Here is a 12317-nt window from a genome sequence, read left to right as displayed (position 1 = left end):
GTTTAAATTGTTAAAGAGCTCTAGCGTTTTGTGACTTACATCTCAGTCGCTAGGGGTGCGTACTATACCTGCACCACTTAGAGAGTCAAGGGTTATTTTCAAACTCTTATTCTCTACCGATTTCGCAGCGTGACTTTCGTCTCACTCCTTGTCGGTGAGGCGGCATTATAGAGAGTTCGATATAGAGCACAAGAGCTTTTTTAAATAAAAGTTTTGTTCGCCTAAAAAGCCACCACATCCGCATTTTTCGAATAAAAACTAAACATTTGAGACGTATCACAGCAATACATTGGCAAAATGGAAGCCATGAACGTAAGATTCATGTGTCTATTTTGTTAATGGTAGATGCGTATATTTCGTTTATTAATATGTAGTATTCCGATATGAACTCAAAAAAATCGATGTTGTTAATTGTCGCGCTAGCTGTATTGGGCGGCATTGTTTTCTCTCAGGTAGATATATCGCCTGCAATTACCTTTATCCTTGGTGTCTTGGCTTCCGCTTTTGTTGTTAATTTTTCAAGCACCAACTCAAAATCAGAGTCAGAACCTAAGGCTTCAACAAAAACACTTTATGTGGGTAACCTTCCATACAAAGCGAATGAATCACATGTACGTGAATTGTTCTCTGAATATGGTGAAGTATTTGCTGTACGTTTAATGAAAGACAAACGTACTGGTAAAAGAAGAGGTTTTGGATTTGTTGTTATGGCAAGTAATGATGTGAATCATGCTATTTCAGAACTTAACGATAAAGATTACATGCAACGTACTTTAAAAGTACGCGTTGCAAACGATCCTAAACATCCAGAAACGGACGAAGCTGAGCTGAGCTAAACCCTAACCGCTTCAGCATACTATTTAGTGCACTTTCTTTTTTAGGAAGTGCACTACAAAAAGCCTCACGCACTCCCCCTTCTTCAGTACTGCTCTCTAAATCCAATAAATCTTGAACCCGCTTAGCAATAGCCTTACCTGAATCAATCAACATCACGTTTTTACCTAGCACTTGCTGAATCTCTGATTTGATCAGTGGGAAATGAGTACACCCTAAAACAGCCACATCAATTGTGTTGATCATTGGTTGAAGGATTTGCTGCAGCTCTTCAAGGTTAATCGCCTCTCCTCGGAGTTTATCTTCGGCCATATCCACCAGCTGAGTAGAACCTAAAAGCTCAACTCTTTTATTACTAGAGAAGTTTTTGATGAGCTCGTGTGTGTATTCACGAGTAATCGTTGCGGGTGTTGCAATAAGACCAACGGCTTTATTGGCAAGTAGCGATGCTGGCTTGATTGCCGGAACAACCCCGACAATAGGGATTGGGTTATTAGCCCTTAGTGTAGGTAACACAATTGTACTTGCTGTATTGCAGGCTATCACCACAATATCAATAGCGTGGCTAGCCACAAAACTGGCGACGATGCTTTGAACTCTGTGGATAAGGACTTGCTGGTCGAGCTCACCGTATGGGTAAGCCTCGTTATCGAATACATAAGTATAGTTATGATTCGGTAGTAAGTGGCTTATCTCTTTATATACGGACAGACCGCCAACTCCAGAATCAAAGATCAATATGTTTTTTTGTATGCTTTCCGACACAACCATTACCTGTAATAAGTTCCGTTGCAATGATACCCCTTCACTTAGTTTTCGCCAATCATCACTCTACATAATGCAGGCTCGGTAGCGTTGATGCACAAAGCGCTCACCCTGATCTACATTTTCCAGCTCTATCTTAAGCCTTCCTTTAAAGCATGGCGCTGACGTTACTAAAGTATGGAACTCACCATCTTCGCCGCATGGGTCGACGTGACTCGGTAAACTGTCGATTAGCTCAAACGTGTATTCTTTCCCGCAATAGCTCATGTCTAATGCATCGGTATCGACCGTGACGAGAAAGGTTTCGATTCCTCTGTCTATTATTTCACTCGCAAGTACCTGACTGCTCTCTCCCATTAGGGGAAACACACACTCCCAACCAGCTGGCTCTATATAACTTCTTCGGTAATCGGCAATGCCATTACAGAACATATCTCCAAACGCGACCGCATCGATTGATAAACTAGAATCTTTAAGTACCGAGACAATCGTACTTTGATAAACCTCATTACTTGGGAAGACTTCCGGTAGCTCAATCATGATTAATGGTAAACCGACCAATCGAGCTTGCATTGCAACTACCTCAATAGGAGTGACCTGGAAAGGAACTTCATCTCCAACATACGTAGTATACAGAGCAACAACTTCATACTCGGTGCTTTCAAGTAGGCGCTCTAACGTTAACGTAGAGTCTTTTCCTGACGACCAACTCATGACGACTTTCTTTTTCATTGATATATCCAATAAGAAGAAACCGCCCGAAGGCGGTTTAGTTGTTAATTAGAACTGGTAGTCAGCGTTTATAAAGAAACTTCTTTCTTGTGTTTCATACCCTTTGGCTAACGTGTAATCTTTATCAAAAAGGTTAGCAATACGCCCTCTCATTGTGAAATGATCCGTCACAAAGTAGCTCGCAGCTATATCTACTAGCGAGTACTCATCTAACTCAGCATTGCCGCTATCCATACGTTTACCTTGATATAAATAACTCAAGTCCGCCTGCCAGTTGTCCGCAAAATACGTCACGTTCCACTTAGCATTTTGTTTCGCTCTACGTAAAAGTTGAGACCCATCGCTTTTATCTGTCGGGTCCATAAAGTCAAGGCTAACTTGGTGAGAAAAACTTCCTGTATCGAATTCTCCCGATAGCTCTAAGCCTTTAATTTCAGCGACACCAATGTTTTTTGAAGGCCATCCAACTATCATGTTTTTAATATCATTTTTGTAAGCCGATACTCTCCAATCAACCAATGATTGATGGGCTTCGAACGCGACTTCATAGTTTTTTGACTCTTCAGGTTTCAGCGTTGGAACACCTGAGCCCGGCCAATATAGTTGATTAAATGTAGGTGCTTTAAATGCCGTACCAGCATTAGCCGTCACGCGATAATTAGCTGCTAACCAATATCCTAAACCCGCTTGCCATGTCGTATTCTTGCCGTAGCGTTGGTTATCGTCACCGCGTAAAGCTAATTCAGCTTGTACGGCTTGGTTGTCATAAAAGCCACTAACATATAGCGAGTTATTCGTACGAGATTTCTCGGCATAGTCTTTTGAGGACTCTGATACGTCATCTTTAGACCAATCAAGACCCGCACCAATAGAAACTTCATTGTTCACAGTGAATAAATTTGTGAAAGCAACGGCCTGGTGGTCCGTTTGATAAGTACTTTTGTAGTAATAATCTTTACTAGAATCTTGAGCTTTACTTAAAGAAAAGTTGCTCGACAACGTTTCTCCAGTATAACTAAGACGGCCAATTGCACTGTAAAGTGTCTGATCTTTTGTAGCATTTTTCGGATCGTACTCTGTTTCACCATCCGAGTAAGTAGAATTAAACTTAAGCTTAAACTCGTCATTCAGCTTATGAGTTATCGCAAGTGCTAGCTCAGTCACTTCATGTCCATCTGCGTCTTGATCACCTGCTGAGTTTTGAACAGAAAACCCATCAGTCTCTGCTCGCTTTACAGCTACAGAACCACTTGTCGAGTCTGTAATATTACCAGACACTGCCACACTGCCTTTTTTGTATGAATCAGATCCAAACCCTACGCTAACTTTTGCTTCTGAACTTGATGTGTCTGTAATAATATTAATTACACCACCAATCGCATCGGCTCCATAAATTGCTGCTCGAGGACCACGCACAAACTCAATGCGCTGAACACCAACTAGTGGAATAGCAGCAAAATTTGCTCCTCCTGATGTTGCACTTGCTGTTTTTACGCCATCAATAAGTACTAAGATGTGGTCAGAGTTAGTACCTCTAACAAAAACACTCTGCTTTTGTCCGTAACCGCCGTTGCTCGCTACCTGAATACCAGGTAAACGACGTAGTACTTCGTAAATATCATTAGCTTGAATCGCTTCAATCTCTGCTCGAGTAACAACTACAACAGGTAACGTTGTACTTTGAGTGCTTTGCTCAAAACGGTTAGCCGTAACGACCATGGTTTCGTCAGCAGATGCTTCTTGTGCGTGTAAATTGGAGATAGGTGAAAGCAGCGATGCTACAGCAACCGCTAAAAGGGATTTGTTCATGTTGTGATCCTAAATCGCGTAAAGTCCTACCAAACCACATTGTATGGCTTAGCCGCTGGCAGGTATTCGGACTTAAGAGCACAACCTTTCGGTTACCTAATATTCGACTTCCCACAAAATGCTATTTGCAGTGTCTATGAATACTCGTTCTCTTTTACCGCTGCGCGTCAGTTCTGGATTTTCACCAGATTCCCTCTTCAGCCATCTATACATCCACATGGCACCAGCTTGCCGGAAATAGTATTGACCTATGAATCATTTGTCTAGTCTAAGATAGTTATAAGCTATAGTTTTCGTCGTCTATTTAGACTGAATGGCTCTCAACACTGGACAAGCGCCTGTGATTGAATAAAATCTGCGCTCTTGATTTAAAAGCACGATAGCAAAAGGCATAACAATGGCGAATTTAGAAGTAAACCCGCAACGCTACCAAGAACAACTGGCAGAAAAGACTGAGCGTCTTACTGAAATGTTCTCAGAATATAATGTGCCTGAGCTGGAAGTGTATGAATCTCCAGAACAACACTACCGCATGCGTGCAGAGTTCCGCGTGTGGCATGAAGGTGACGATATGTATTACGTCATGTTCAATCAAGAGACCAAAGAAAAATACCGCGTAGACCAGTTCCCAGCGGCTAGCCGCCTGATCAACGACCTAATGCCTCTATTAACGGATGCAATGAAGGACAACCACTCTCTACGCCACAAACTATTCCAAGTAGACTTCCTTTCTACATTAAGCGGCGAGATTTTGGTGTCACTGCTTTACCACCGCCAATTGGGTGAACAGTGGATTCAAGATGCTAAAGCACTTAAACAGCAATTAAACGATGAAGGTTTTAACCTAAACCTGATCGGCCGTGCGCGTAAGATGAAAATCGTACTGGACCGCGACTACGTTATCGAAAAGCTAGATGTGAATGGTGATAGCTACATCTACCAGCAAGTTGAGAACAGCTTTACTCAACCAAACGGTAAAGTAGCAGAGAAAATGCTGGAGTGGGCTGTCGACTGTACTCAAGACAGCAAAGGCGACTTGCTTGAACTTTACTGTGGTAACGGTAACTTCTCACTAGCACTGGCACAGAACTTCGAACGTGTACTGGCAACAGAACTAGCGAAGCCGTCAGTAGAATCTGCGCAATACAACATCGCAGCCAACAAGATTGAAAATGTTCAGATCATCCGCATGTCTGCGGAAGATTTTACCGTAGCAATGGAAGGCAAGCGTGAATTCCGTCGTCTACAGCAAGCGAACATCGATCTTAAGAGCTACAACTGCAACACTATCTTTGTTGATCCACCGCGTTCAGGTATGGATGTCGATACTTGTAAGATGGTTCAAGGCTACGAGCGTATCATGTACATCTCTTGTAACCCTGAGACATTGAAAGAGAACCTAGACATTCTAAGCGAAACACACGACATAACTCGTTTTGCTCTATTTGACCAGTTCCCTTATACGCACCACATGGAAGCCGGTGTATTCCTAGAGCGTAAAGCGTAAGCCTAGCTCTCTAGGTCGAAGTCGAAGCAGCAGATACAAAAAAACGAGCCAATTGGCTCGTTTTTTTTATTTATAGATTGATTTAAGCGGTTTTACCGATAAAGCCTAGCTTCTTACCTACCCAAGCGAGCAGTAGCATCGCAACGATAATCGCAAAGAAGTTTGACCCGGCATCAGGGTGTTGTGCTTTCACAAAAGCCGAGTGGCCAAATGCACCTACAAAGAAACAAGCTAAACCCACTAACGGAATATCTTCAGATACTGGATTTGTTAGGTATTCTTGGTATAGCGCTTGTACAGCCAACACTAAAGCAATCAGCGGGAAAATAGAGAAGCCCACTTCGCTCATTGTTACCCAAGATAGCAGTGCATCACCACACACACCTGCTACAACAGCAAGTACGAGTGTCTTTCTTTCAGAACCACGGTTTACAGTATTATTTTCATTCGACATTATTCAATCCCGCCTTTTAATCGGTTACGTTCACGTTCTTTACGATACCAAAAAGCCCCTTTGGCCATCATTCGCAATTGCATGATCAAACGCTCAGCCAATTCATCTCGCTGACGTCGATCTAAATCTAATGCTTCTGCCCCTGAGTTAAAAACCAAGATGACGGAGGCTTCCGCTTGAGTAAAAGCTTCGTCTCTTGTCATGCCAGTCGTTATCAAATATTCGGTTAACTCAGCAGAGAAGTGCTGTATCTCACGAGCTACCGCTGCACGAAACTCAAATGAAGTTCCTGAGCGCTCCCGCAATAACAGTCTGAATACGTTTGGGCTGCTTTCAATGAATTCCATAAAGGTTTCAACCGATGTGCGAATCACGCTGCCTTCTTTTACTATGCGTTGCCTAGCTTGACGCATCAACTGACGCAACAATAAGCCACCTTCATCGACCATGGTTAAGCCAAGCTCATCCATGTCTTTGAAATGGCGATAAAAGGAAGTCGGAGCTATTCCAGCCTCACGAGCGACTTCTCTCAAGCTTAGATTAGAAAAACTACGATCGGCACTGAGTTGGCTAAATGCCGCATCAACTAAGCTACGACGAGTCTTTTCTTTTTGCTGTGCGCGAATGCCCATTGGTTTCATACTTTATCAACATCTTCTTTTACAGCCTAAACAGGCATGTCTAATACTCTATTCAATATAACGCGAATCACTTACTTATATAAGGCACTCTGGTTATATAAGACACTAAACACACCTCTTTGTTCACGTATCGAAGTAAATACGTTCAAAGAAAACATTTCAATATCCGCACCGTCATTTGGAGACATACGACATACCAAATATTATTTTTTCAGTAGCATGACGTGATCTCACCGACTCTCTGATGCCCTTTTCATGTACCCAAGAACAGAATCAGTTAAAATCTCGCTAAAGCAATGTTAATCAAATATAACAAGGAAGATATCTATGTCGCACTCCAACCACTTTGATGTAATCGTAATTGGTAGTGGCCCCGGAGGAGAAGGGGCAGCGATGGGATTAACCAAAGCCGGGTTGAACGTTGCTATCATTGAAAAAGAGAGCAGCGTTGGTGGTGGTTGTACCCACTGGGGGACTATTCCTTCCAAAGCACTGCGTCATGCCGTAAGTCGTATTATTGAATTCAACAGTAACCCTCTGTTTTGTCAGAACAATAAAAGTATCCACTCAACATTTTCCAATATTCTGGGGCATGCTAAATCGGTCATCGACAAACAGACTCGCTTGCGCCAAGGTTTCTACGATCGCAACCAATGCACGTTAGTCTTCGGTACTGCACGTTTTATCGATACCCACACGATCTCCGTAATGCAAAGCGACGGTACTGAAGAACACTACAGCGCAGACAAATTTGTTATCGCGACAGGTTCTCGTCCTTATCAGCCAGACAACGTCGACTTCATGCATGAACGTGTCTACGACAGCGATTCAATTCTTTCTCTTAAACACGATCCTCAGCACATCATCATCTATGGTGCTGGTGTTATCGGCTGTGAATATGCCTCTATATTTCGCGGTTTAGGCGTTAAAACCGATCTCATTAATACTCGCGATCGCCTGTTGTCCTTCTTAGATAACGAAACCTCAGATGCACTTTCTTACCACTTCTGGAACAGTGGTGTTGTTATTCGTAACGATGAGACCTTTGAGAAAATTGAAGGAACAGATGATGGTGTAATCATTCATCTCGAGTCAGGTAAAAAAATGCGTGCCGATTGCCTACTGTATGCCAATGGTCGAACGGGTAATACTGATAAACTGAACCTTGGTGCGGTTGGCTTAGAAGCGGACTCTCGTGGACAAGTATCAGTCAACAGCAACTACCAAACCAGTGTTGAACATGTTTACGCTGTCGGTGATGTGATTGGGTATCCTAGCCTAGCAAGTGCTGCTTATGACCAAGGTCGATTTGTGGCCCAAGCAGTGGTGAAAGGTGAAGCAGAACGACACCTTATCGAAGACATCCCAACAGGTATCTACACCATTCCTGAGATCAGCTCTGTCGGTAAAACCGAGCAAGAGCTTACTGCAGCTAAAGTACCGTATGAAGTGGGACGTTCTTCATTCAAGCACTTAGCTCGCGCTCAAATTGCAGGTAAAGATATTGGTAGCTTGAAGATACTTTTCCATCGTGAAACTAAAGAGATTTTAGGTATCCACGTGTTTGGTGAACGTGCCGCTGAAATCATTCACATTGGCCAGGCGATCATGGAACAAAAAGGCGAAGCCAACACCATCGAATACTTTGTGAATACCACCTTTAACTATCCGACGATGGCCGAGGCGTATCGCGTAGCAGCGCTTAACGGACTTAACCGTTTGTTCTAAACAAAGAACCAACAGGACTATTTGACCACCTGTAGGCCAAATACATAAACAGCAAGCCATGAGCTTGCTGTTTTATTTTTCGTTCTCTGAACTAAGCTAGGCGAGAAACTCACCTTTCTTCCACTGAGAAATAAATAAAACACCGAGACCGATGCCACGCACCGCCATAAAGCTCAACATTGCTAGCCACAGCGCATGGTTATCAAAACCTGATGCTAAGTAGAAAATTACGAAGAAACTGCAGGTCGCAACAAACATACTGTTACGCATATCTTTGCCTTTGGTTGCGCCTACGAAGATACCGTCCAGCAAGAAGCACCACATTGAAACCAGTGGCATTGCGATCAACCAAGGCAGATACACCTCAGCTTGGCTTTTTACATCTGGGATAGTGGTGATCATATTAATTAAATTAGACCCAGCGATCGCGAATACTGTGGTCAGCACCAAACAAATATTAAAGCTCCAGAAGAAAGTACCAATTAAAGACTGATTAAGCTCTTCTTTATCTTTCGCGCCTATCGCCTTACCAACCATAGCTTCCATTGCATAGGCAAAACCATCCATCCCATAAGAGATGATCATCAAGAAACTCATTAACACTGCATTGGCCGCAACAACATCATCGCCAAAGCTTGCACCTTGGAAGGTCATGAAAGTGAAAGTCGTTTGTAGGCATAGTGAACGAAGGAAGATATCGCGATTCAGTTTTACGAAACGACTCAAACCTTGACTGGTTTTCTTAAGCAGATCCCATGGCGATGGTAACTGCTTCTTCACCCAGATTCGGTAAACACAAATCAGGCCAAATGTTAAACCGGCATAATCAGCCATTACAGATGCCAATGCTGCGCCTTCCACTTGCCAGCCGAGGCCAATCACAAATACGATATCTAAAACGATGTTGGTGATATTAGTAATGATCACCATCCACATGGGTGCTTTGGCATTTTGGGTTCCGAGTAACCAACCTAACAGCACAAAGTTAGTCAACGCAGCAGGCGCACTCCATGCTCGGATAGAGAAATATTGCTGACCATAGTGTTTCACTTGGTCACTGGCACTACTCAGAGAGAAAACCGCATCCGCAACAAAGCTATGCAATAGCAAGAAGAAACCAGCAAACCCTAGTGCCATGGTCACGCCTTGCACAAAGACTAAACCAAGTTGCTTGCCATCGTTCGCCCCATAAGATTGCGCGGCCAGTCCCGTCGTCGACATTCGTAGGAAACCAAGCAACCAAAAGGTCACGCTGATCATAGTCCCACCCAAAGCGACACCACCTAAATACCAAGAATGCTCTAAGTGACCGATAACCGCAGCATCGACTAAGCCCAACAGTGGAACCGTAATATTAGAAAGAACCATCGGGATCGCGAGCAACAGCACTTTTTTGTGCATCGCCTGATTGGATAACGTTTGAAAAATAGTTTGGGGATTAAATAACTTCACGATCACCTCTTAGATTAGAGGCGATAGTTTAACCTAGTGAGTGGGCTTTCACTATGGTGTGGGGAGGCGCTTGCCTTTTATCGATAACGAATAGCTATAACGAGGCAAGTATTCAGATACCTGCCAACAGAACCGCTAGCACTACCACTTAACAAGCACTAACTGCGGCGTTAAACGCTTTTTGACCTGAGAGATTTTACAAAGAAGTCGCTGCCACAATTTCCAACGATTACACTGCTGGTCAAGTGGAGAAAACGCTTTTACCCACTGAGCCCATGGCAGCCAATTAAGGACGCTGTCTATCGGAGAAGATAAGCCATGTGCGTATTTTCCAGAACCGAGCTTTTGCCCCAGAGCACTAGAGCTTTTATCTCCAGCTAACACTAAACACGCATGTGCGTGGGTAAAATAACGACTCAAAGATTGAATAAAGTTCGCCGTCTGTTGTTCATTACAATCCAGCAGAGCATGTTCACACACCACCATCACTGAGGCTTGTTCTGGAATATTAAGTTCATCCAACCAGGTCAGGTCATCCACCGAGCCACACTCTAGACGGTAGCGTTCATTCTTGTGGAACAGGCGTTGTCGCCAAACTAAGTTCTCGGTTACATCTAGCTCAACCCAATGACAGCGGCCATTATCTAAACGGTAGAAACGGGTATCGAGCCCTGCTCCCACGTTAATAATCCAAGCATCTGGGTTATGAGATAAAAACTGTTGAACTTGAGAGTCACAAAGTTGAGTCAGTGTCGCGTAAAGGAGTTGTTGCTGGTCGAGTTCACCGGTAAGGCATTCAGGTGCGAGTTGGCAACGCTTGCAGGCTTGTGCTGCAATAGGGTCATAAACAAGACCGTCATCGGCTAGGCTTTCGCGGCTGCGAAACCAAAGGTGTTGAACAAGATTCGTCGGTACTTGGAATTCTTGATGTGCTGACCCGAGATCAGAAGAAGCCTTTTGATCATAGGTGTGCGACTTACGAATAAGCGGCTTCATTTGAGGTTTGGTTGGGTTTGGCATCATCATCTTCCTTGTATCTCGACAAAGAAGATGATAATGAATATCAATTACAATAACAAGTTATTGAGAGTAAATATCAATAAGCTGTTTGCACTGACTACATCCAGTCCGTGTTACGAATAATACCAACCGCAAGTCCTTCAATAGACAAGTGTTGGGATTCTAAGTCCACGTGAATTGGAGAAAACTCTTCATTTTCAGCATGCAACAGAACGGTAGAACCTTTGCGCTCTAGGCGTTTTACCGTTACATCATCGTCGACACGAGCCACGACAACTTGTCCATCACGCACGTCTTGTGTTTTATGCACGGCCAGTAAATCGCCATCCATAATACCGATGTCTTTCATACTTTCGCCATTTACGCGAAGTAAGAAGTCAGCTTGTGGCTTAAACATACCTGGGTCAACTTGGTAATGCATTTCTACATGCTCTTGAGCCAAAATAGGCTCGCCAGCGGCAACCTGACCGATTAATGGTAACCCTTGCTCTTCATTCGCTGCATCTTCAAGCAAAATACGAATACCGCGAGACGCACCCGGGATAATCTCAATCGCTTCTTTACGAGCAAGAGCTTTCAAATGTTCTTCTGCAGCATTTGCAGAGCGGAAACCAAGTTCACGTGCGATTTCTGCACGAGTCGGTGGCATACCGCAATCTTCGATCTTACTTTTGATAAGGTCAAAAACTTGTTGCTGGCGGGGCGTTAACGGCTTCATGATTCACCTGTCTTTTTATACAGTTGACTGTGAGTATATCCAGTAACTGAACAAAAGCAAAGCAATTGGTTGTTTTTAGTTCATTTTTAGCGAATTACAAAAATAAGATCTCTAACCACACGTAACCAGCTAATACTAAACAGATAAAAACGGCAGCTGAGCCAACATCTTTCGCCATCCCAGAAAGCTCATGATGTTCGCTACCGATTCGGTCAACGACCGCTTCAATCGCGGTATTAATCAACTCGACAACCATCACCAACACGACGGCTGAAATCATTAATATTCGCTCAACTTGGTTTACATCTAAGTAGAACGCCAACGGAATAAGCACTGCGGCCATGAAGACTTCTTGTCGAAATGCAGCCTCGTTTTTAAACGAGCTCGTGATGCCTTGCCACGAAAAGCCCGCAGCTTTGACGATACGTTTGAATCCGGTGTTTGATTTTTTGGTCATTTTTAACTCTATACTCAATCAGTCGATGAATGATTTTCCACAAACTTAACGGCAATATGACTATTTCCATTAAAAGGTTAGACCAGTTTCTGGTATTCTTGCATCGATTAAATTTACGCCTAGGCTTATCCCTATTTCACTCATAGGATTTATCCTCTCATTATAGAAATAGAGATACGCTTGAGCACATTGAAATAACT

12 protein-coding genes and 1 riboswitch are annotated in these 12317 nt (G+C 43.3%); of the genes, 3 read left to right on the top strand and 9 right to left on the bottom strand.

Going from position 1 to position 12317, the window contains the following annotated elements; all coding sequences use genetic code 11:
* The first annotated feature begins 383 nt into the window (after positions 1 to 383).
* Complete coding sequence (locus tag AB4513_RS23140) at positions 384 to 836, top strand: RNA-binding protein (protein WP_009848258.1); 453 nt, start codon at positions 384 to 386, stop codon at positions 834 to 836.
* Here the strand turns inward: AB4513_RS23140 and murI are convergent.
* Genes murI through AB4513_RS23125 form a run of 3 tightly spaced genes read right to left on the bottom strand, consistent with a single transcriptional unit; the run spans position 799 to position 4140 of the window.
* Positions 799 to 1605, bottom strand: coding sequence for a glutamate racemase (murI, locus tag AB4513_RS23135; RefSeq protein WP_009848257.1), 807 nt, complete (start codon positions 1603 to 1605; stop codon positions 799 to 801). The two genes, AB4513_RS23140 and murI, sit on opposite strands and share 38 nt — an antisense overlap.
* 60 nt (positions 1606 to 1665) lie before the next feature.
* Positions 1666 to 2331 (bottom strand): ATPase, encoded by a 666-nt coding sequence (locus AB4513_RS23130; protein WP_009848256.1) that lies wholly within the window; start codon positions 2329 to 2331, stop codon positions 1666 to 1668.
* A 48-nt stretch (positions 2332 to 2379) separates the two neighbouring features.
* Complete coding sequence (locus AB4513_RS23125; protein WP_009848255.1) at positions 2380 to 4140, bottom strand: TonB-dependent receptor domain-containing protein; 1761 nt, start codon at positions 4138 to 4140, stop codon at positions 2380 to 2382.
* 39 nt (positions 4141 to 4179) lie between these two features.
* Positions 4180 to 4383, bottom strand: a riboswitch (cobalamin riboswitch).
* Positions 4384 to 4537: 154 nt separating this feature from the next.
* Between AB4513_RS23125 and trmA the strand changes: the two genes are divergently transcribed.
* A complete protein-coding gene (gene trmA / locus AB4513_RS23120) occupies positions 4538 to 5647 on the top strand; it encodes a tRNA (uridine(54)-C5)-methyltransferase TrmA (protein ID WP_009848254.1) in 1110 nt (369 codons plus the stop codon).
* Between the two features lie 82 nt (positions 5648 to 5729).
* Here the strand turns inward: trmA and AB4513_RS23115 are convergent, their stop codons facing one another.
* On the bottom strand, positions 5730 to 6101 hold the full coding sequence (locus AB4513_RS23115) for a YijD family membrane protein (protein WP_004736696.1): 372 nt from the start codon (positions 6099 to 6101) through the stop codon (positions 5730 to 5732).
* Complete coding sequence (fabR, locus tag AB4513_RS23110) at positions 6101 to 6742, bottom strand: HTH-type transcriptional repressor FabR (RefSeq protein WP_009848253.1); 642 nt, start codon at positions 6740 to 6742, stop codon at positions 6101 to 6103. The genes AB4513_RS23115 and fabR overlap by 1 nt, the downstream gene beginning before the upstream one ends.
* 327 nt (positions 6743 to 7069) lie before the next feature.
* Here fabR and sthA point away from each other — a divergent pair, with 327 nt between their 5' ends.
* Positions 7070 to 8470: a Si-specific NAD(P)(+) transhydrogenase gene (gene sthA / locus AB4513_RS23105; RefSeq protein ID WP_009848252.1), complete on the top strand. Its 1401-nt coding sequence runs from the start codon at positions 7070 to 7072 to the stop codon at positions 8468 to 8470.
* Between the two features lie 96 nt (positions 8471 to 8566).
* On the opposite strand, the gene dinF is transcribed toward sthA, so the two are convergent.
* From dinF to AB4513_RS23085, 4 genes are all read right to left on the bottom strand, one after another.
* Entirely contained in the window at positions 8567 to 9922 is a 1356-nt protein-coding gene (dinF, locus tag AB4513_RS23100) for an MATE family efflux transporter DinF (RefSeq protein ID WP_032555306.1), read from the bottom strand.
* Between the two features lie 141 nt (positions 9923 to 10063).
* The gene (locus AB4513_RS23095; RefSeq protein ID WP_009848250.1) at positions 10064 to 10942 is read right to left on the bottom strand and encodes a class I SAM-dependent methyltransferase; all 879 of its coding nucleotides are present in this window, start codon (positions 10940 to 10942) and stop codon (positions 10064 to 10066) included.
* A gap of 97 nt (positions 10943 to 11039) precedes the next feature.
* Positions 11040 to 11660, bottom strand: coding sequence for a transcriptional repressor LexA (lexA, locus tag AB4513_RS23090; protein WP_009848249.1), 621 nt, complete (start codon positions 11658 to 11660; stop codon positions 11040 to 11042).
* Positions 11661 to 11754: 94 nt separating this feature from the next.
* The gene (locus AB4513_RS23085) at positions 11755 to 12117 is read right to left on the bottom strand and encodes a diacylglycerol kinase (protein ID WP_029223019.1); all 363 of its coding nucleotides are present in this window, start codon (positions 12115 to 12117) and stop codon (positions 11755 to 11757) included.
* Positions 12118 to 12317: the final 200 nt, after the last annotated feature.

Source organism: Vibrio sp. 10N.222.54.E6 (assembly GCF_041473955.1).
Classification (GTDB): domain Bacteria; phylum Pseudomonadota; class Gammaproteobacteria; order Enterobacterales; family Vibrionaceae; genus Vibrio; species Vibrio tasmaniensis_A.
This window is presented reverse-complemented; position numbering and strand designations above follow the sequence as displayed.